At 63.8% G+C, this 20,888-nt stretch carries 19 protein-coding genes; 8 read left to right on the top strand and 11 right to left on the bottom strand.

Translation table 11 applies throughout. The features are described from left to right. Positions 1–139 precede the first annotated feature (139 nt). Positions 140–1,429, top strand: a complete 1,290-nt coding sequence (locus tag MTR72_RS11745; protein ID WP_280964074.1) for an adenylate/guanylate cyclase domain-containing protein — start codon at positions 140–142, stop codon at positions 1,427–1,429. Between the two features lie 48 nt (positions 1,430–1,477). On the opposite strand, the gene MTR72_RS11740 is transcribed toward MTR72_RS11745, so the two are convergent. From MTR72_RS11740 to MTR72_RS11720, 5 genes are all read right to left on the bottom strand, one after another. After that, a complete protein-coding gene (locus MTR72_RS11740; RefSeq protein ID WP_280964075.1) occupies positions 1,478–2,197 on the bottom strand; it encodes a haloacid dehalogenase type II in 720 nt (239 codons plus the stop codon). Between the two features lie 173 nt (positions 2,198–2,370). After that, the gene (gene glpX / locus MTR72_RS11735) at positions 2,371–3,372 is read right to left on the bottom strand and encodes a class II fructose-bisphosphatase (protein ID WP_280964076.1); all 1,002 of its coding nucleotides are present in this window, start codon (positions 3,370–3,372) and stop codon (positions 2,371–2,373) included. A gap of 142 nt (positions 3,373–3,514) precedes the next feature. After that, complete coding sequence (locus tag MTR72_RS11730; RefSeq protein WP_280964077.1) at positions 3,515–4,831, bottom strand: homoserine dehydrogenase; 1,317 nt, start codon at positions 4,829–4,831, stop codon at positions 3,515–3,517. 26 nt (positions 4,832–4,857) lie between these two features. Further along, positions 4,858–6,078, bottom strand: coding sequence for an LL-diaminopimelate aminotransferase (locus MTR72_RS11725; protein ID WP_280964078.1), 1,221 nt, complete (start codon positions 6,076–6,078; stop codon positions 4,858–4,860). A gap of 240 nt (positions 6,079–6,318) precedes the next feature. Then, positions 6,319–6,594, bottom strand: coding sequence for a hypothetical protein (locus MTR72_RS11720; RefSeq protein ID WP_280964079.1), 276 nt, complete (start codon positions 6,592–6,594; stop codon positions 6,319–6,321). A gap of 254 nt (positions 6,595–6,848) precedes the next feature. On the opposite strand from MTR72_RS11720, the gene MTR72_RS11715 reads away from it, so the two are divergent. Both MTR72_RS11715 and MTR72_RS11710 read left to right on the top strand, forming a co-directional pair. Beyond that, positions 6,849–8,657, top strand: coding sequence for a PHA/PHB synthase family protein (locus MTR72_RS11715; protein WP_280964080.1), 1,809 nt, complete (start codon positions 6,849–6,851; stop codon positions 8,655–8,657). A gap of 63 nt (positions 8,658–8,720) precedes the next feature. Beyond that, complete coding sequence (locus MTR72_RS11710) at positions 8,721–9,119, top strand: MAPEG family protein (RefSeq protein WP_280964081.1); 399 nt, start codon at positions 8,721–8,723, stop codon at positions 9,117–9,119. A gap of 122 nt (positions 9,120–9,241) precedes the next feature. Here the strand turns inward: MTR72_RS11710 and argC are convergent, their stop codons facing one another. The 3 genes from argC to MTR72_RS11695 form a co-directional block, all read right to left on the bottom strand. Next, positions 9,242–10,225: an N-acetyl-gamma-glutamyl-phosphate reductase gene (argC, locus tag MTR72_RS11705; RefSeq protein WP_280964082.1), complete on the bottom strand. Its 984-nt coding sequence runs from the start codon at positions 10,223–10,225 to the stop codon at positions 9,242–9,244. Continuing rightward, complete coding sequence (locus tag MTR72_RS11700; RefSeq protein ID WP_280964083.1) at positions 10,222–10,902, bottom strand: FMN-binding negative transcriptional regulator; 681 nt, start codon at positions 10,900–10,902, stop codon at positions 10,222–10,224. Before MTR72_RS11700 ends, argC begins: the two co-directional genes overlap by 4 nt. Positions 10,903–11,129: 227 nt before the next feature. Beyond that, entirely contained in the window at positions 11,130–11,660 is a 531-nt protein-coding gene (locus MTR72_RS11695; RefSeq protein WP_280964084.1) for a DedA family protein, read from the bottom strand. Positions 11,661–11,931: 271 nt separating this feature from the next. On the opposite strand from MTR72_RS11695, the gene parE reads away from it, so the two are divergent. The 4 genes from parE (at position 11,932) to MTR72_RS11675 (ending at position 16,516) form a co-directional block, all read left to right on the top strand. Then, positions 11,932–13,977 carry a DNA topoisomerase IV subunit B gene (gene parE / locus MTR72_RS11690; protein WP_280964085.1) on the top strand — a complete coding sequence of 682 codons (2,046 nt, stop codon included), beginning with the start codon at positions 11,932–11,934 and terminating at the stop codon, positions 13,975–13,977. A gap of 431 nt (positions 13,978–14,408) precedes the next feature. Further along, positions 14,409–15,194 (top strand): porin family protein, encoded by a 786-nt coding sequence (locus MTR72_RS11685; protein WP_280964086.1) that lies wholly within the window; start codon positions 14,409–14,411, stop codon positions 15,192–15,194. Between the two features lie 333 nt (positions 15,195–15,527). Next, a complete protein-coding gene (locus MTR72_RS11680; RefSeq protein WP_280964087.1) occupies positions 15,528–15,713 on the top strand; it encodes a hypothetical protein in 186 nt (61 codons plus the stop codon). 32 nt (positions 15,714–15,745) lie between these two features. Next, on the top strand, positions 15,746–16,516 hold the full coding sequence (locus MTR72_RS11675; RefSeq protein ID WP_280964088.1) for an SDR family NAD(P)-dependent oxidoreductase: 771 nt from the start codon (positions 15,746–15,748) through the stop codon (positions 16,514–16,516). A 76-nt stretch (positions 16,517–16,592) separates the two neighbouring features. Here the strand turns inward: MTR72_RS11675 and MTR72_RS11670 are convergent, their stop codons facing one another. Beyond that, positions 16,593–17,369 carry an outer membrane protein gene (locus tag MTR72_RS11670; protein ID WP_280964089.1) on the bottom strand — a complete coding sequence of 259 codons (777 nt, stop codon included), beginning with the start codon at positions 17,367–17,369 and terminating at the stop codon, positions 16,593–16,595. Between the two features lie 198 nt (positions 17,370–17,567). Beyond that, complete coding sequence (locus MTR72_RS11665) at positions 17,568–18,830, bottom strand: FAD-dependent oxidoreductase (protein ID WP_280964090.1); 1,263 nt, start codon at positions 18,828–18,830, stop codon at positions 17,568–17,570. Between the two features lie 111 nt (positions 18,831–18,941). Between MTR72_RS11665 and MTR72_RS11660 the strand changes: the two genes are divergently transcribed. Continuing rightward, complete coding sequence (locus tag MTR72_RS11660) at positions 18,942–19,220, top strand: hypothetical protein (RefSeq protein WP_280964091.1); 279 nt, start codon at positions 18,942–18,944, stop codon at positions 19,218–19,220. A gap of 29 nt (positions 19,221–19,249) precedes the next feature. Here MTR72_RS11660 and MTR72_RS11655 read toward each other — a convergent pair whose 3' ends face one another. Further along, positions 19,250–20,773, bottom strand: a complete 1,524-nt coding sequence (locus MTR72_RS11655; protein ID WP_341510374.1) for a caspase family protein — start codon at positions 20,771–20,773, stop codon at positions 19,250–19,252. Between the last annotated feature and the right edge of the window lie 115 nt (positions 20,774–20,888).

Raw genomic sequence — 20,888 nt, 5'->3', positions numbered from 1 at the left:
GCGCGTGGTGGAACCCGTTTTGCATCCTGGCGCGCCACTTGTGGCGCCTCCACCCTTTCCCACATGAACGGCATGGTCGCACCGCTCGACTATCGGAACGCGGGAGACCTGTCTCGGGTTCTCCGGCACGGAGACCAGCATGCCGTTACCGGCACCCACAAACGAAACCCAACGGCTGGCTGCCCTGCACGCTCTCGACATCGTCGATAGCGCGCCCGAGTCCGCCTACGACGAAATCACCGAGCTCGCGGCGCAAATCTGCGGCTGCCCTGTCTCCTACATCAGTTTCATCGACGACGAGCGACGCTGGCTCAAGGCGAGATATGGCCTGCCGGCAGAAGTAACCAACGCACCGCGCGAAAATGCTGTCTGCACGACGACGATCTGCGGTGCCGAGCTGCTCGTCGTTCCCGACCTGAGCCGGGATCCGCGTTTTGAGAACAGTCCGATGGCCGCGCTGACGCCGCCCTGCCGCTTTTATTGCGGCATGCCGCTGATCACCGACGAAGGCTATGCGCTCGGAACGCTCTGCGTGATGGACTTCGAGCCGCGACAGCTTTCTTTCGCGCAGACAGAAGCCTTGCGCATGCTGTCGCACCAGGTGCTGGCGCAACTGGAGCTGCGCCGGAAGCTGATAGAGTACGGCCACACGATCAAGGAAATGGAGCAGGCGCGAGCAGAGGCCGCGCTGGAGCGCGCGCGTGCCGAAGAGCTGCTGCGCAACGTCTTGCCGGCACCGATTGCCGACGAGCTGAAGCGTAGCGGCATGGTTCAGCCCAGATACACCCGGTCGGCAACCATTCTGTTCGCGGACATCCAGGGCTTTACGCTGCTAGCCGAACGGACCGAGCCGGCGAGGCTCATCAATCTCCTCGACGGTTATTTCTCGGCTCTGGACGAAATCGGCGCGCGACACGGTCTGGAGAAGGTCAAGACCATGGGCGATGCCTACATGGCGGTCGCCGGCGTGCTTGCACCCGACCGACGACACGCGATCGACGTTTGCCTGGCCGCGCTCGAGATGCGGGCCCGGCTCGATCACCTCAAGACGCAAGGCGAGGCAACCGGAGATCACGGCCTGCAATTGCGCATCGGCATCCATACCGGACCAGTCATTTCCGGTGTCGTCGGCAACCGCAGGATGAGCTTCGATATATGGGGCGATGCGGTCAACACCGCATGGTTCATGGAAGCGTTTGGAATAGCCGGGCGGATCAACGTCTCGGAAACCGTGGCCGGACATATCCATGGGCTGTTCGACCTGGAGCCGCGCGGCCCGATCGAAGCCAAGCACCATCGCGCGCACCAGATGTTCTTTCTCAATGGCTTGAAAAAGGAGTACTCGCGCAATGGCGACGGCCATTTGCCGAATGACCACTTTCTTGCCGAGTACAGCCGTATCGGGGGGTCTCGATTGGCTCCGGGTTGATGAGAGCGCGCGTACGCGTCAGTAGACTCGCAAATTGCGAGCCCGCGCTTAACAGCCCAGCAGATCGGCAACGCCGCCAAAATCCTTCGCGACGATGTCCCAGTTGCCGGTGGCGTCGAAATCCACCTTCTGCAGCGGGCCGTATTCGGTCGGACGCGCGACGAAGGCGGTCTTGAGGCCGTTCTTCTGTGCGGCCAGGAGATCGCCGTTGTGAGCGGCGACCATCATCACCTCTTCCGGCTTGAGACCAAGCAGGCGCGCGGCGCCGAGATAGGTCTCGGGATCGGGCTTGTAGTGCTCGAACAACTCGGCCGACATCACGAGGTCCCAGGGAAGACCGGCGAATTTCGCCATGTTGGTCAGCAGCGCGACGTTGCCGTTCGACAGCGGCGAGATCACGAATTTTGATTTCAGCCGCCTCAAGCCGGAGACGCTGTCCGGCCACGGATGCAGGCGGTGCCAGCCTTTGGTCAGATGATCGAGATCCGCTTCGGTGAGGCCTTTGATCGAGAACTTCTCGACCAGCTTCTCCAGCGAGCGGCGATGCAGATCATCGAGGATGACATAGCCGCGCTCGGGGTGCTTGCGCACGTCGTCCATCGAGGCGACGTACATGCCGCGCCAACCGTCGACCAGCGCGGTCCAGTCAGCGATGATGCCGCGTTGCTTACCCCACCACATGAAGTCGGTGATCAGGCTGGTGCGCCAGTCGACGACCGTGCCGAACACATCGAACACGAGGGCTTTGACGGCAGACAGATCGGACATGTGCGCTTCCTCGACGCTCGTCATTCCACATTGCGCAATGGGGATGCGCCGTTAGGCGCAGGCCCGGAATCCATAACCCCGGTTGGTGGTTATGGATTCTCTGATGCACAATTGCGCATCATAGCTCGACGCTGCGCGTCGCCCCGGAATGACGGCAGTCGTTATTGCCTTGCTCAATCCAAATGGAACTTCGCCAGCTCGCGGTGCTCGGCCTTGATGTAGCGCACCGTGCCGGTCACCGAGCGCATCACCACCGTCTCGGTCTCGATCACGCCGTCCTTGCGGAACTTGACGCCCGACAGCAGCGAGCCCGTGGTGACGCCGGTGGCGGCGAACAGGCAGTCGCCCTTGGCCATGTCCTCGATGCCGTAGATCATCTTGGGATCGTTGACGCCCATCTTGGCGGCGCGCTCGCGCTTCTCGTCGGAATCGAGGATGAGGCGGCACTGCATCTGGCCGCCGATGCAGCGCAGCGCCACGGCGGCGAGCACGCCTTCCGGCGCACCGCCGGTGCCGAGATACATGTCGACGCCGGTGTTGTCGGGGTCGGCGCAGTGGATCACGCCCGCGACGTCGCCGTCAGTGATGAGACGCACTGCCGCACCCGTCGAGCGCACGCTCGTGATGATGTCGGCATGGCGCGGACGGTCGAGCACGAGGACGGTGATCGCCTCGGGCGCGACACCCTTGGCCTTGGCGAGACGGCGCACGTTATCGGCGGGCGAGGCATCGAGATCGACGACGCCCTTGGGATAACCGGGACCGACCGCGAGCTTCTGCATGTAAACGTCGGGCGCGTGCAGCAGCGTGCCGCCGTCGGCCATCGCCATGGTCGCGATCGCGCCCGGCATGTTCTTGGCGCACAGCGTGGTGCCTTCGAGCGGGTCGACGGCGATATCGACCTGGGGACCGGCGTTCATGCCGACCTTCTCGCCGATGAAGAGCATCGGCGCCTCGTCGCGCTCGCCCTCGCCGATGACGATGGTGCCCTCGATCGGCAGCTTGTTGAGCTCGCGCCGCATTGCGTCGACGGCGGCCTGGTCGGCCGCCTTCTCCTGACCATGTCCGCGCAGCCGCGCCGCCGACACCGCCGCCCGCTCGGTCACGCGCACGATCTCCAGCGTGAGAATGCGCTCAAGCAACGCATGCGGCGGGACTGAAATATGGGTCGACATCGGCTTACTCCTTCAAACAGTTCGGGACAGAAGTCACTGTCCGCATCAACTCGCAACGCCCACGGTTCGTTCGCCCGAACCACTCTCTTTGTTTGAGCATGATCTTTCCGCAAAACCGCTGCACACTGTTGCGGATCATGCTCTAGTTCTTCTCGATACGGATGACCTGCGGCCGTCCGCTGATCACCTTGTCGCGCTGCACGGCGGTGAGCGCGCGGCGCACCGCGTCCTCGTGGGTCGCGTAGGTGATCAGGATGACGGGCACGGGCACAGCCTTGCCGCCGGCCGGCGCAGCGCCGCCATTAGGATGACGCTGCACGATCGATTCGATCGAAATCTTCTGCTCGGCCAGACGCGTGGCGATCGCCGCCGCGGTGCCCGGGAAATCGCGCGCCAAGAGCCGAATGTAATAGCCGCCCTCGTGCCGCTCCATCGGCGCCTTCTTGGTGTCGCGCAAGTGAGAGACGGGGCGGCCGAACGGATTGGCGCGGATGCCGCGCGCGACATCGGCGATATCGGCGACAACGGCGGATGCGGTCGCAGCCCCGCCTGCACCGGGGCCGACCAGCGTGATCGGCGGAATGCCTTCGCCGTCGATCGTGACCGCATTGGTGACTCCCATCACCTGCGCGATCGAGGACGATTTCGGCACCATGGTCGGATGCACGCGCTGCTCGATGCCCTTTGCGGTACGAACTGCAACGCCGAGCAGCTTGACGCGGTAGCCGAGATCCGCGGCCGCACGAAGATCTTCCGGCGCGATGGAGGAGATACCTTCGACATACACCGCGCTTTGAGCAACTTTCGTGCCGAAGGCGAGGCTCGCGAGGATAGCGAGCTTCTGGGCGGTGTCATGACCATCGACGTCGAAGGACGGATCGGCCTCGGCATAGCCGAGCCGCTGCGCATCCTTCAGGCATTCGGCAAAGGACAGGCCTTCCTGCTCCATCCGCGTCAGGATGTAATTGCAGGTGCCGTTGAGGATGCCGTAGACGCGGTCGATGCCGGTTCCGGCGAGCCCTTCGCGTAACGTTTTGATGACGGGGATGGCGGCGCCGACCGCTGCCTCGAAATTCAGCGCACCGCCGTGCTTTTCGGCGGCCTTGGCGAGCTTGATGCCGTGCTTGGCGAGCAGCGCCTTGTTGGCGGTGACGACGGACTTGCCGGCATTCAGCGCAGCTTCGACTGCCGAGAGCGCCGGATCGCCCGCCCCGCCCATCAACTCGACGAAGCAATCGACCTCGGGATGGGTCGCAAGCGCGGTCGGATCCTTCGCCCATTCGACGCCGTTAAGATCGACGGAGCGCTTCTTCGCCTTCGAGCGTGCGGTGACGGCGACCACGCGAATGCCACGGCCGCTGCGGCCCGCGAGCATGCGGGCCTGGGTTTCAATCAGGCGGACAACCTCGGCGCCCACAGTGCCGAGCCCCGCAATACCCACTTTCAGGGGTGCGACCATGACGCGAAAGAACCTGCCGGAGAGAACTAACGCCGATTGGCGAGCGGAACGACGTTGTGCAACGTTTCGATACCGCTTTCAAGGAAGCGGCGCACGCCGCGCGCGGCCTGCCTGATCCGTTGCTCGTTTTCCACCATGGCGATGCGGACATATCCTTCGCCATGCTCGCCAAAGCCTACGCCGGGCGACACCGCGACGCCGGATTTCTCCACCATCAGGGTTGCGAACTCCATGCTGCCGATGCTGCGGAAAGCCTCCGGCAGCGGGACCCATGCGAACATCGAGGCATCCGGCGGCGGGATGTCCCAGCCGGCGCGGCCGAACGATTCCACCAGCGCATCGCGGCGCTTGCGATAGGTGTCGCGCATCTCCTTGATGCAATCGTCGGGGCCGTTGAGCGCCGCGGTGGCCGCGACCTGGACAGGCGTGAACGCACCGTAGTCGAGGTAGGATTTGACGCGCGCAAGCGCTGCGATCACCCGCTCATTGCCGACCGCAAAGCCCATGCGCCAGCCGGCCATCGAATAGGTCTTCGACATCGAGGTGAACTCGACGGTGACATCCATCGCGCCCGGCACCTGGAGCACCGAGGGCGGCGGGCTGTTCTCGTCGAAATAGACCTCGGCATAGGCGAGATCGGACAGGATCAGGATCTCGTGCTTCTTCGCGAAGGCGACGAGATCCTTGTAGAAGTCGAGGCTCGCGACATAGGCGGTCGGATTCGAGGGATAGCAGACCACGAGCGCGAGCGGCTTCGGGATCGAATGCACGATCGCCCGCTCGACCGCTTCGAAAAACTGCGGCGTCGGCTCCGACGGCACCGAACGGATCACCCCGCCCGCCATCAAAAAGCCGAAGGCGTGAATCGGATAGCTCGGGTTGGGACAGAGGATGACGTCGCCGGGCGCGGTGATCGCCTGCGCCACGTTGGCAAAGCCCTCTTTCGAGCCGAGCGTGGCCACCACCTGGGTGTCCGGATTGAGCTTCACCCCGAAGCGGCGGGCATAATAGGCGGCCTGGGCCTTGCGCAGCCCGGGGATGCCGCGCGAGGCCGAGTAACGGTCTGTGCGCGGCTTGCCAAGCGTCTCCTTCAGCTTCTCCAGCACATGCGGCGGGGCCGGCAGGTCCGGATTGCCCATGCCGAGGTCGATGATATCGGCGCCGGCATTCCGTGCGGCCGCCTTGGCCCGGTTGACCTGTTCGAACACGTAAGGCGGCAGGCGGCGGATGCGGTAAAATTCTTCCATGGCTCTCTGGGCTCCGGGCAACCGGTCGGGACAGAATCGAACGGCCTCGACGGGCCATCGAAGAGGGTTCCAGATCTTGCGCGAAAATCACTCCAAATCAGGTACTTAGAGTGGATTTCGGCAACAAGGGCTGAACTCCTTCACCCCAACTTTCGGCTGAATTGACGTCTTTTAGCACGGACCGGCGGGTGCGCCAGCGATTACGTTGCACCGCCTCGCTTCGCGTTCTTGCTTCGCGTCTTACTTGGCGTCCTTGGCGGCCACGGCCTGGCGGTCGCGCGCGGCGGCGAGCTCCGCCTCGATCTTGGCGCGCTGGTCCGGCGGTATGATCGCTTGATCACGATCCGGCGGCAGGTCGTGCACGGGCAGATACGTGCCGGGCTCCTTGGGATGCGCCTGGGCATCCGCAGGCATCAGATCGGCGATCTGACTGGAGCAGCCGGCAAGCGCCAGCGCCGCGATCAGCAACGCCCCGCACGCAAGCCGCGTCTTTTGCAGGTCCCTCAACGCCAACACTTGGGAAATCCCCTACTCGTCCCAACGCCCGGCTGTCGCAGCTTAACCCGACAACCTGCCCAAGCTCAAACCATTGCCGCCCTAAATGGTGCAAGCGAGCAAAACATCCAAGATCCACCAACCCACCAGGTGCGGCTTCATTGTGACGGAACCAAGAAACTTTGTCGCACTGCAACACATCTTCGAGAGTGTTTAACGCCAATCGTGCGAGCTTCGCGGTGACGAATACGGAATGAATCGTTACTGTCTTGGCCATGAGTACCGTTACGCCCGACACGCCCACGTCCGAGAAGAAATTCGATGCGGAAGCCTTCGCGATGAATGTCGCGCGGGCGCTCGAAAGCAGCGGCAAGGCGCTTGCCGCTTACATCAAGCCGCGCGAAAGCGGCGAGGTGCAGGATCGCCCGCCGACCGAGCTCACGGAAGTCGTCAAGACGTTCACGTCGGTCGCCGAATACTGGCTGTCGGACAGCTCGCGTTCCTCCGAACTGCAGACCAAGCTTGCCAAGGATTACCTAGATCTCTGGGGCGCGGCGGTGCGGCGCATGGCCGGCGAAGAGGTCGCACCCGCGATCGCGCCTGCTCCGCGCGACAAGCGCTTTGCCGATCCGGAATGGAAGTCGAACCAGTTCTTCGATTTCGTGATGCAGCTCTATCTGCTCACGACCAAATGGGCGCAGGAACTGGTGCGCGACGCCGAGGGGCTCGATCCACACACCCGCCGCAAGGCCGAGTTCTACGTCCAGCAGGTCACCAACGCGCTGTCGCCGTCGAACTTCGTGCTGACCAATCCGGAAGTGCTGCGCGAGACGGTCGCAAGCAGCGGCGAAAATCTCGCGCGCGGCCTGAAGATGCTGGCCGAGGACATCGCGGCCGGCAAGGGCATGCTCAAGATCCGCCAGTCCGATCCGGACAACCTCGTCGTCGGCGTCAACATGGCGACGACGCCGGGCAAGGTGATCTACCAGAACGAGATGATGCAGCTCATCCAGTATACGCCGACGACGGAAAAGGTGCTGCGCACGCCGCTCCTGATCGTGCCGCCCTGGATCAACAAGTTCTACATCCTCGATCTCAAGCCGGAGAAATCCTACATCAAATGGTGCGTCGATCAGGGCATTACGGTGTTCGTGATCTCCTGGGTCAATCCCGACAAGCGGCTCGGCAACAAGAGCTGGGAAGACTACATGAAGGAAGGCCCGCTCACGGCGATGGACGTGATCGAGAAGGCCACGGGCGAGATGAAGGTGCACACCGCCGGCTATTGCGTCGGCGGCACGATGCTCGCCACCACGCTGGCCTGGCTCGCCGAGAAACGCCGCCAGCGCGTGAGCTCTGCAACGTTCTTCGCGGCGCAGGTCGACTTCACCCATGCCGGGGATCTCCTCGTCTTCGTCGACGAGGAGCAGATCTCGGCGCTCGAGCAGGACATGCGGGCCGCCGGCGTGCTCGAAGGCTCCAAGATGGCGATGGCCTTCAACATGCTACGCTCCAACGACCTGATCTGGTCCTATGTCGTCAGCAACTATCTGAAGGGCCAGCAGCCGAGTGCGTTCGATCTCTTGCACTGGAATTCCGACGCCACCCGCATGACGGCGGCGAACCATTCCTACTACCTGCGCAACTGCTATCTGGAGAACCGGCTCTCCGCGGGCACGATGGTGCTCGACAACACCCTGCTCGATCTCTCCAAGGTCAAGGTGCCCGTCTACAACCTCGCCACCTGCGAGGACCACATCGCGCCGGCCGAGTCGGTGCTCTATGGTTCGCAGTTCTTCGGCGGCCCGGTGAAATACGTGCTGTCCGGCTCGGGTCACATTGCCGGCGTCGTCAATCCGCCCGCCTCGAACAAGTACCAGTACTGGACCAACGACAACATCAAGGACGTCGGCGTCGCCCAGTGGATGAAGGACGCGGTCGAGCACAAGGGCTCGTGGTGGCCGGACTGGCGCGAATGGCTGGGCGGGCTCGATCCGGAGGAGGTCCCGGCGCGCGCGGTCGGCAGCGACGCCATGCCGCCGATCGAGGATGCGCCCGGCAGCTATGTCCGCGTTCGCGCGTAGCGGAATCTCTCGCGCTTTTGTATAAGCTCTCTTCTCGGCACAGCGAGTAGAGGGGACCGGGTTATGACGCGCGAATTGTTCTGGCTGACCTTGACGGTGATCCTGACCGGCATCCTCTGGATCCCCTACATCATCAACCGCTGCCAGGTTCGCGGCCTCTCCGGCACCCTGGCCAATCCCTCGCGCGGCGACAAGCCGCATGCGGAATGGGCGAACCGGCTGATGTTCGCGCATGACAACGCGGTCGAGAACCTCGTGATCTTCGCGCCGCTGGTGCTGATCCTGAACGCGATCGACTATTCCACCAAGTGGACCGTGCTCGCCTGCGCCGTCTATTTCTGGGCCCGCGTTGCGCATCTGATCGTCTATACGCTCGGCCTGCCGGTGTTCCGCACCCTCGCCTTCACAGTCGGCTTCCTCGCGCAGGCCGTGCTGGCGCTGGCGATCTTCCAGGTGCTTTGACGCGCTCTCCCTCGTCATTGCGAGGAGCGAAGCGACGAAGCAATCCAGACCGTTTCCGCGGGGATATTCTGGATTGCTTCGCTTCGCTCGCAATGACGGAGAACGAAGGAGCGCGCCCTCGGCTACTCCTCCGCCAAGCCCAGCATCAGCCGCATGTTCTGCACTGCGGCACCTGAGGCGCCCTTGCCGAGATTGTCGAGGCGCGCGACCAGCACCGCCTGGTGATACTTGTCGCTGGCGAAGACGTAGAGCTCGAGCATGTTGGTCTCGTTCAGCGCCTCCGGCTCGAGCCGGCCGCTCCTGGTCGCTTCGTTCTGAAGCGGCATCACCGAGATGTATTTCGAGCCGGCGTAGCGTTTTGCCAGCGCGGCCTGGAGGTCCGCTCCATCAGGCTTGCCCGGCAGCGTGTCGAGCTGCAGCGGCACCGAAACCAGCATGCCCTGCCGGTAATTGCCGACCGAGGGGATGAAGATCGGCCGCCGCGTCAGGTTCGAGTAGAGCTGCATCTCCGGTAGATGCTTGTGCTCGAAGCCGAGGCCATAAAGCTCGAACGAGGGCGCGCTGCCATCCTCGAAGCTCGCGATCATCGACTTGCCGCCGCCGGAGTAGCCGCTCACCGCATTGACGGTGACGGGATAGTCGGCCGGCAGCAAGCCGGCATCGACGATCGGCCGCAAAAGCGCGATCGCGCCGGTCGGATAGCAGCCGGGATTGGAGACCTTCTTCGCGGCCTTGATCTTGCCGGTCTGGTCAGCCGTCAGCTCGGGAAAGCCGTAGGCCCAGTCGGGCGCGACCCGGTACGCCGTGGACGCGTCCAGAACTTTCGGCGCCGAGGCGCCCATGCTGTCGACCAGCGCGACCGTCTCCTTGGCGGCGTCATCGGGCAGGCAGAGGATGACGAGGTCCACCTCCTCCATCAGCGCCTTCTTGGCCGCGGGATCCTTGCGCTTGTCGTCGGGAATCGTCTTCACCGCGACGTCGCTCTGGAGCTTGAGGCGCTCGTTGATGCCGAGCCCGGTCGTGCCGGAGCCGCCGTCGACGAAGACGGTGGCGGGCTTGTTCGCCGCGCCGGTGGTCGGTGCTTGCTTGGTGTCGGCGAGGCTCATGGCACGGTCCTTTCGAGCTTGTTCGTATCGTCTGCAAAAACTTGATCAGTGAAGATTTGCGGCCGGGTCTGCCGCATCAAGTGTGAAATCTGCTTTGCGCCGGCATCGCCTTCGCCAAGCGCATTTGCGATCGCCGCGAAATCGGCGTCCGACTTGTGCTGGTTGAGCTTGAAGCTGCCCTCGACCTCTTCAACCGTCATGACCAGACCAATGATCGCCTTCTTCATCGTCTCGAGCCGTCCGGCAGCCATCTTCGCCGACGTCCACGGCTTCTTCCGCAACAGCCAGCTCTCGAACTTGTCGCTGAGCGTGTCGATCTGCACCGCCAGCTCAGCGTCCGACAACAGCCGCGCCGGGCCGGTCAGATGAACCGACTGGTAGAGCCAAGTCGGCACCTGATCCGGCGAGACATACCAGTCCGGCGATACATAGGCATCGGGACCGCTCACCGCGAGCAGCCAGGACGTCACACCGTCCGCCAGCTTTACCAGCGGATTGTGACGGGCAACGTGAAAGGCCGCGTGCGGCGTGACGTCATCGGCGTAAGTCAGGTAAAACGGCAGCGCAGACGCGATCGGCTTGCGGCCGTCAAAGGCGCACATCGTGCCAAAGCCGCGCTCCTCCGCGAATTTGAGGCTCGCGGCGCGGTCCTGCTTGAAAAAGGGTGGCGTGTACATCGTGGTCTCCTGCTGGGCCTCCTTTTTGGGGCCGCCGGATCAGATCGCGCTGACAGGAGAGAGAATGCCGCGGACCGGATCCAGCGGCAAAGACGATGATCTCAAACGCGATCGACCGCCCAAACCGCTAGGTTGCGGCGGCGGCGACGGGCGAACAGGATGGTCGCGGCGTTGATCATGGCGCGCGGCTATAAGGCCGGCCGCGGTTCCCGTCAAGGTTCAAGCCGTCAGATGAAGCGCCAGATCCATTCCATGATCTTCGCGATCACGTCGCCGAACAGCAGCAGCGCCGCCGCCCAGACCAGCGCGGAGACGAAGTTGGCGACCTGGAAGCTCCAATACGGCATCTCGAAAATGCCGGCGGCGAGCGGCACGGAAGCCCGCAAGGGGCCGAAGAAACGGCCGATGAAGATGCTGGGCACGCCCCAGCGGCGCACGAAGGCCTCGCCCTTGGGGAGGAGCTCCGGATAGCGCGACAAGGGCCAGATCTGGGCGACCTGGCCCTTGTAGCGATAGCCGAACCAGTAGGAGACCCAGTCGCCGAGGGCGGCACCGAGTCCGCCGGCAATCCAGACCGGATAGAAGCTGATGCCGCTCACGCCGATCAGCGCGCCGATCGCGACCAGAGCGCCCCAGGCCGGAACCAGGAGCGAGATGAAAGCCAGCGATTCCCCGAAGGCCAGCAGGAACACGATTGGGGCGGCCCAGGCCTGGTGCGCGCGCACGAAATCGGCCAGTGCGTGCGCAAACTGCTCCATTCCAGATAGCCTTCCCGCCCCGTCGTGGTCCTGTCAGATAGAAAAGACTGGTAAGCCAAGGGCTTGCGTGACATCAAGTCACAAAGCCCGGCCGAAAGCGGACGGCGGTGTCAAATTGCCGGGAATTGGTCGGCCTGCGGCGTAAAATCGCCGGGATTGGCTCGCAACCACACCGCCCGGCCCGCCCTGCGGTCACCTTTTCGGGCCAGCCGTGGCATAGTCACGCCAACCGATTCGCCGCCTGCGCGGCCCTCAAAACGTATCAAGATATATGTCCAAGCAGTTGAAACAAAAAGCAAAAGACGATTTGTTCGGTGGCGGCGAAACAAAAAAGCCCGCGCCGGCGAAAACCGCCTCGCGGGCAAGCGGCGGCGAGGCCGAATACACCGCCGCGGACATCGAGGTGCTGGAGGGCCTGGAACCGGTCCGGCGCCGGCCCGGCATGTATATCGGCGGCACCGATGAAAAGGCACTGCATCATCTCTTCGCCGAGGTCATCGACAACTCTATGGACGAGGCGCTGGCGGGACACGCGACCTTCATCGAAGTGGATCTCAGCGCGGATGGCTTCCTGACGGTCACCGACAACGGCCGCGGCATCCCGATCGATCCGCATCCGAAATTCCCCAAGAAGTCGGCGCTCGAAGTCATCATGTGCACGCTGCACTCGGGCGGCAAGTTCGACTCCAAGGTCTATGAGACCTCCGGCGGTCTGCACGGCGTCGGCATCTCCGTGGTGAACGCCCTTTCTTCGCGTCTTGAAGTCGAAGTCGCGCGCAGCCAGAAGCTCTATCGCATGACGTTCGAGCGCGGCCACCCGAAGGGCAAGCTCGAAGATCTCGGTAAGGTCAACAACCGCCGCGGCACACGCGTGCGCTTCAAGCCGGACACCGACATCTTCGGTGCCAAGGCCACGTTCAAGCCGCAGCGCCTGTTCAAGATGACCCGCTCGAAGGCCTATCTGTTCGGTGGCGTCGAGATCCGCTGGAATTGCGCGCCCGAGCTGCTCAAGGGCGTCGAGGACGTGCCGGCGGAAGCCACGTTCCACTTCCCCGGCGGCCTGAAGGATTACCTCGGCGCCGCGATCCATGCTGACACGCTGGTGCATCCAGACATCTTCTCCGGCAAGTCGGGGCGCAACGGCGCGCACGGCGCCTGCGAATGGGCCGTGGCCTGGACTGCCGATGCCGACGGCTTCCTGTCGTCCTACACCAACACCGTGCCGACGCCCGACGGCGGTACGCATGAATCGGGCCTGCGCAGCGCACTATTGCGCGGGCTGAAGGATCACGCCGAGCGCGTCGGCCAGGGCAAGCGCGCGGCCTCCGTCACCTCCGAGGACGTGATGGTCGGTGCGGCCGTGATGCTCTCCGTCTTCGTGCGCGAGCCTGAATTCCAGGGCCAGACCAAGGATCGTCTGGCGACGGCCGAGGCGCAGCGCATCGTCGAACAGGCGATGAAGGATCCGTTCGACCACTGGCTCTCGGGCAATCCGAACCAGGCCAACAAGCTCCTCGACTTCGTGATCGATCGCGCCGAGGAGCGCCTGCGCCGCCGCCAGGAGAAAGAGACCGCGCGCAAGACCGCAGGCAAGAAGCTTCGCCTGCCCGGCAAGCTCGCCGACTGCACCGACGCCGGCACCGAGGGCTCCGAGCTCTTCATCGTCGAGGGCGACTCGGCCGGCGGCAGCGCCAAGCAGGCGCGCGACCGCAAGACCCAGGCCGTGCTGCCGCTGCGCGGCAAGATCCTCAACGTCGCCTCCGCCGGCAAGGACAAGCTGACGGCGAACGCCCAGCTCTCCGATCTCGTGCAGGCGATCGGCTGCGGCCAGCTTGCGCATTACCGCGAAGAGGATCTGCGCTATCAACGCATCATCATCATGACCGACGCCGACGTCGACGGCGCCCACATCGCCTCGCTGCTCATCACCTTCTTCTACCGGCAGATGCCGCGGCTGATCGATGAAGGTCACCTCTTCCTGGCCGTGCCACCGCTTTACAAGCTGACGCATGGCTCCAAATCGGTCTATGCCCGCGACGATGCGCACAAGGAGGCGCTGCTCAAGAGCGCGTTCAACGCCAATGCCAAGGTCGAGGTGAACCGCTTCAAAGGCCTCGGCGAGATGATGCCGGCGCAGCTCAAGGAAACCACCATGGATCCGGCCAAGCGGACCCTGCTGAAAGTGGTGTTGCTGGCCGACGACCGCGACACCACCGCGGATTCGGTGGAGCGCCTGATGGGCACCAAGGCGGAGGCACGCTTCGCCTTCATCTCCGACAAGGCCGAGTTCGCCAGTGAGGAGCTCCTCGACGTCTGAGGCAGCTCGTTGACGCGACATGCAAAAGCCCCGGCGTCGGCCGGGGCTTTTTGTTTTGCACTCAGAAGGCCGAAGGCAGGCTCGAATCGAGCGGCGGAGCATCCGCGCGATCTGCGACTCAGTCGTGGTCCCGCTGGTTCCATGTCGCGGCCCCCTCCGCCTGCATTTCGGATGAGGCCGAACCGGCGAACGACAGATGCCCGGCAGTCGATTCCGAAACATCTCACAATGCATTGGAAATATTTGATATTTTCCGGAGAGCGCGATCACGCGCGGCGCAAGTCACCGGTGCCATGAGGCGGCGTTTTCCAGCGACTGTGCCTGCGCCGCAACAGTATTTCGGCCGGAAACGTCTATAGTCCGGGCATCAAATCGCTCGGACTTCAGTGCGCTCGCGCCTGCCAAAGCAGACCAAGGTTGGGGATTTTAACATGAAGAAGATTTTGCTCGCTCTGACCGCGGTTGCGGCGATGACCGGTTCGGCCTCGGCGGCCGACTTGGCGGCCCGTCCCTACACGAAGGCTCCGCCGCCCGCGCCGGTCGCCAACTGGACCGGCTTCTACATCTTCGGTGGTGCCGGTGGCGGCCTCTGGGACGCGGACACGTATTCCCGCGTCGCCGCAACGGGCACCGCGCTGAGCCTTCATCAGACCCAGGGCGGAGATGGCTGGTTCGGTACGGTCGGCATTGGCTATGACTGGCAGTTCAATCCGAGCTGGGTGTTCGGTGTTTTCGCTGACGGACAGTTTGGCAGCCTGCGCGGCAACGTCCAGGATCCCTTCACGGGCGTGACCGGCAAGATCAAGATGGAAGATGCGTGGGCCGCGGGCGTCCGCGTCGGCTACTTGGTCGCCCCGAACGTTCTCTCGTACGTCAACGGCGGCTATAGCGGCTCGCACTGGTCTGGATCCACGCTTCTCGACAGCTTCACCGGCGTTCCGGTCGGCTTCCACACCAACTCCTTCAATCGCAACGGCTGGTTCGTTGGTGGCGGTGTCGAAAACAATCTGAACATCTTCGGCATTACCGCGCCGGGCTGGTTCATGAAGACCGAGTATCGCGCCGCCTATTACGATCGGAAGAACATCGACGCGCTGTCGGACGTCGGCAACGTGGCGGCTCCAACCAACCTTGGTTTCAAGCCGCTTGTCCAGACGGTCTCGACCTCTCTTGTGTACCGCTTCAACTGGACGGGTCCGGTCGTCGCGAAGTACTGATCCGGCGTAAATCGCCAGACGTCAAAGCCCCGGCATCGTCCGGGGCTTTTTCGTTGTTGGACATGCTCTGCACTGAGCCGGCACGAATCGCGTTTCACGTGGGAGACTCAACGCCGGCGCTCGCCTCGAGCGAGCTCCAGGCCGGCGCGAGCTGCGCCTTGATCGCTAGCCAATCAGCATCTGCGATCGCCTCCCCGCCGCATTGCGACCCCGGCCATTGTATCCGCACCGAAGCTACGGCTAGTCTGCTGCCAAGCTTTCGTGACGGCGGCCGAACGAGGCGACTTCGTTGGTGCCGCAGCGCGACAGAAGCGGACCGATGGGGAGGACACGATGCGCAGATTTCTGCTGGTCGCAGGCCTGTTTGCTCTCGCCGTCGGCCTGCTCTGGATCGGACAAGGCACCGGCAGCATCGCCTGGCCCCGGTCGAGCTTCATGATCAACCAGCTACAATGGGCCGGCTATGGCACAGCCATGGCGGGCCTCGGGCTGGTCCTGATCTGGCAGAGCAACCAATAGAAGAAACCACGGCAAGAAAAGGTACTGAAAGCATGACATCCAGTCGGTTCGATCTTCGCGGCAAGGTCGCGGTCGTCACGGGAGGCAATGGCGGTATCGGGCTCGGCATGGCCCGCGGCCTGGCCGACGCCGGGGCCGACATTGCCGTCGTCGGACGCAACGAGGCGAAGTCGAAGGCGGCGGTCGAGGACCTCAAACAGCGCGGCGTCAAGGCCATCGGTGTCGCGACCGACGTGACCGACAAGGCCGCGATCGAAGCCATGGTTGCGCGCGTCGTGAAGGACCTCGGTCGCATCGACATTCTCGTCAACAACGCCGGCATGAGCATCCGCAAGCCGCCGCACGAGCTCGAGCTCGACGAATGGAGCAAGGTGATCGACACCAACCTCACCAGCGCCTTCGTTTGCTCGAAGGCGGCCTACCCCGCGCTGAAGGCGTCCGGCGGCGGCAAGGTGATCAATATCGGGTCGATGATGTCGATCTTCGGCGCGAGCTTCGCCCCGGCCTATGCCGCGAGCAAGGGCGGCATCGTGCAGTTCACGCGCGCCTGCGCCAATGCCTGGGCACCAGACAACATCCAGGTCAACGCCATCCTGCCCGGCTGGATCGACACCGATCTCACGCGCGGCGCGCGTCAGCAGGTGTCGGGACTTCATGAGCGGGTGCTGGCGCGTACGCCTGCAGGACGGTGGGGCGACATCGACGACTTTGCCGGCATCGCCGTGTTTCTGGCCTCACCCGCTTCGGACTTCGTGACGGGCACAGCCATCCCCGTCGACGGTGGCTTCTCCGTGATGGCCTGAAGCGCGCTCGGCTCGCTCAACAAAAAAGCCCCGGGCACCGCCCGGGGCTTTCGTTTGCCTGACGCGTTGCGACAGCTCAGTAGCGCCCGATGACCGGCGCGTCGAACTTGTAGCTTGCGCGCACCACCGCCCACTGAATGTCGCGCGGCTTGGCATCGAACGTGTAGTTACCCGCGGTGCCGCCGAGCTGATAGGTCTGGCTGCCGAAGGCCGCGTAGTTGTACTCGAGGCCGACGATCCAGTTGCGGGTGATGCCGTATTCCCAGCCGGCGCCGACGGTCCAGCCATTGGCCCAGTGGGTCTGACCGCCCGAGCCCGTCGCTACGCCGGCGGTGTCGACGACCGACAGACGGTTGTTCACGCCGGCATAGCCGCCCTTGATGTAGAAGAGATTGTTCTGCACGGCGAAGCCCGCGCGACCGACGACGGTCGCCAGCACGTTTGTTCGCCAGCTAAACTGATCGTCAAAGGCTCCCGGACCGAACACCGTGTTGATGACGCGGCCGGAGTTGTTGAGCCCGGAGATGGTGCCTTCCATGCCGAACACGTAGTTGTTGGCCTGCCAGTTGTAGCCGATCTGTGCGCCGCCCATGATGCCCGAACCGCGCTGACGAAAGCCTTCGCCCGGCGAGAGATCGGCGAAGGGCGCACCGTTGCCGTTGTTGATGAACTGCTCGTTGGTCCACGCGCCGCCGATGTGACCGCCGACATAGAAGCCGGTCCAGGTGAAGAGCGGCTCGATATAGGCCGGCGCCTTGGTGTAAGGCCGCGCGGCGAGATCCGCAGCGGAAGCAGCGCCGGTCGACACGAGTGCGGTCGTGCAGGCAAAAGCGGCAATCAATTTGGAACGCATGGTACGTACACCCCTTGTCTCTGATGGGCGCACGCTCACAGACAGTTCTTACTAAAATTGGAATCAACCGATCGGACGTGTCGGGAATCACATTTGAACGCTTCGAATCCGGATGCGCTGTTGCAGCGGCGCAACGCGCAGCACTTGAATTAATGCGCTGTTATCCCTACCGAATTCTTGCCAACGCCAAACTTGCGATCACGACGTTGGCGCAGCTTTCGAGGCGACGTGCTCCGGCCGTATGCCGAGCGCGATCAGGCGCGCCGGAATGCCCTGGAGCCAGGGCACCGCGGTGATCAGGCGGATGATCAGCGGCACCTTCAGCGGCTGATTGCCAGGCTTCAAGGCACCGCTGATGATGTGGTTCTGCACGACCACCTGCATCGCCTGCGTCATCTTCACCGGAAATTCGCGCCGCGCGCGCACGGCATCGAGCTCGTCCTCGGACGGACAACCCCGACTGATCTTGTCGGCAAGCAGATTGGCGGTTGCGACCGCATCCTGCACGGCGAGATTGACGCCGACGCCGCCGACCGGCGACATCGCGTGCGCGGCATCGCCGATGCAGAGCAGACCCGGCCGCGTCCAGCGCTTCAGCCGATTGATCGCGACGGTGAGCAGCTTGACGTCGTCAAAGCTCTTCACGTCTCCAATGCCGGATCGGAGGACCGGCGCCATCCGCACGACGTCGTCGAGCAGCGCCTGCAATCCCCTCGCCTTCACGGCTTCATACTGTCCCTTGGCGATGACGAAGGCGCATTGCCAGTAGTCGCCACGGTCGAAGGTGACCATCATCTTGCCGGGCTCGATGCGCGCGAACAGGTTCTCGGTCTCATCCGGCTTGCGGCCGACGCGGAACCACAGCACGTCCATGGGCGCGCCGATCTCGTCGACGCTGAGGCCCGCGCGCTCGCGAACAATCGAATGCCGGCCGTCACAGGCGATGGTGAGATCGGCCTCAATGTCGAGCGGCCCCTCCGGCGTTGTCGCGCGCACGCCGGCGATCGCCTTGCCGCGGCGGATCAGGTCGACGGCTTCCGTGCTCATCAGCACCTTCAGCGAGGCAAAGCGCTTGCCGGCCTCACGCAGGAAGTTCAGAAAATCCCACTGCGGCATGAAGGCGATGAAAGGGTATTTGGTACGGAGCCGGCTGAGATCGGCAATCCGCACATGCGTACCGCCGAACAGGCCATCCATCGTCTGCAGGCGTTGGTGCGGGAGCTTCAGGAAGCCGTCGATCAGGCCGAGCTCGTCCATGACCTGGAGCGTCGAGGGATGCACGGTATCGCCGCGGAAGTCGCGGAAGAAATCTGCATGCTTTTCCAGCACCACCACGTCGATGCCGGCGCGGCCCAGGAGATAGCCGAGCACCATGCCGGCCGGCCCACCGCCGACGATGCAGCAGCGGACCTTGAGGGAGCGACGTTCGGACGGCTGTGATGGTGACGTGCCTGGCTCCACGATCCGCTCTCCCCTTAGGCCTTTATTGCACTGCAACAAACCGCAATTTGGTTTGCTGCCAGCGCGAATGACCAGTAGCTTTGTAAAAGGTTTCTATTTCAGGAAATTGCGTTGCGCACGGTACTGACACTGGTCGGCATCTGGATTCTGATCAACGTGCTTTTCGTCGTGATCATGATCCCGTCGCGCAAACTGCAGAAGCCGGGTCCGGGCGGAACGCTTGCCCCGGTGCGGATCGACCAGAATGGTCATCCGGTCGAGGAGCAGGACAAGGTCTTGCTCCGGCACGTCATTATCTCGATCGCCCTCGGCGCGTTCTTTTCGCTCGCGCCGCCCTTGGCCGAGGCGGTTGACTCGATCAAGCGCTTCTTCGGGAAGCATCGCCAATAGCAGCCTGCTCGAAGAGAATCCACACCAGATCAATTGTTGCTGCGGTTCGCCGTGCGGAAGCTCTTGATCTCCGAGACGCTGCCGTCGCGATAGGTGAGCTCGACCGAGATGAACTGCGTCGCCGGCGCGAGCTTCATGTAGAGCGGCATGCCCGCGGTGATCGCGCTGGGATCGCGCATGTCGCAGGCCGGCATCTTCAGCACCTGATTGGGCACAGCGGTGTCGATGCCGATGCGAACCTCGCGGATGGCGCAGCGATACGACACGAGGTGGGTGTAGTAGACGAGCAGCCCGTTGAATTCGCGGAATGACAGCCAGCTCGTTGCGGTCATGTCGAGGATCTTGCGCTGGTCGCGGATCAGCGCGGCCTCGGGATCGAACTTGATCGGGAACGGCCCCTGCATGTCTCCGGAAGCATCGACATAGCGCACCTCGATCGTGCCGGCCTGCGCGTCCGGCGGCAATTCGATCGACGGGTTTGGCATCCGCTTGCGCGTGCGCGGATCGAGCGTGTCGATGAAGCCGGTCTCGCGGAAATCGCCGCCGCCGGCCATCCGCCAGGAAATTCCCAGCGTCGGGTCGGCGAAGGAGAACACCACGCTCCAGCCGCCATTGTGGCGTGAGAAGCTCGCGATCGGCGCGTTGGTGGATTCCTCCTTCGGCACGCGCGGCACGGACACCGGCGGCAGCGCCGCCACCTTCTGCGGCGGCGTATCGGCCGGCCGGGTAGCGGCCGTGGCATCCTTCGCGAGGCCGCTGAGAAAGACATCGTCGACCATCTGGTCGAAATAAACCGGCACCTGCTTGTGCTTGACGGTTTCGGCCATCTCGCTGACGAGACGGCGGGTGCGCTGCGCCACCTGGACGAGATTTTCGCCCGGCTGCAACAGTTCCCTGGCGAAGGTGCGCGTGAACACCGAGTTGGGATTGGCGTCTTCGTTCGACAGGCGATCAAGCGCAGTCTGGCGGGGGCCCGCCGAGAACACGGAGAAGACGCCTTCGGGCAGTTGCGTCATCGGCGCGAGCCCGCCGCCGCCGGCGACGGCGCGCGTGCCCGCACGCTCGAACGGATTGTTGCGGCAGGCGTCGAACACGAGGATCGAGGTCCGCGCCTTCTTGTTCTGGAGGCGCTCGACGATGCGGTCGGCCAGGATCGACGCGTCGCGTACCAGCTCTTCCTGGCCTTCGGTCGCCGCCGGCACATCGGTCGGTAACAGATAGTTCTGGCCTGCGATCTCGAAGCCGTGGCCGGCATAGAAGAAGAACGCGGTGTCGCCGGGCTCGATCGTCCTGTCGAAAGCGAGCAGCGTCTCGGAAAATTGCTGCCGGTTCTGGTTCTCCGCCACCATCACCGCGAAGCCGAGCTGCTTCAGCGTGTCGCCCATCGTGCGGGCGTCGTTGACGGCCTTGAGCAACTTCGGAACGTTCTTGTAGTCGTTGTTGCCGATGACGAGCGCGACGCGCTTTTCGGCATGGGCGCCCCCTGCGAGGCCGCTCAGCAGGCTCACCGCAAGGCCAAGCGCCGCCAGGACCTTGAAAAACCGACGTGCCATCGAAAATTCCCCATTGCGGAGGGCTCGTTGACCCGGCTCGTTCGAACCGGCCCTTTTTGCCACGGCCGCTGCTGATGTCGTAGTCGGCCGAGCGGCGGCGCCGGTTCAACCGGAT

The organism is Bradyrhizobium sp. ISRA442 (assembly GCF_038085055.1).
Classification (GTDB): Bacteria; Pseudomonadota; Alphaproteobacteria; order Rhizobiales; family Xanthobacteraceae; genus Bradyrhizobium.
Note: the sequence above shows the minus strand (reverse complement) of the source record. Positions and strands in the feature narration are given on the sequence as shown.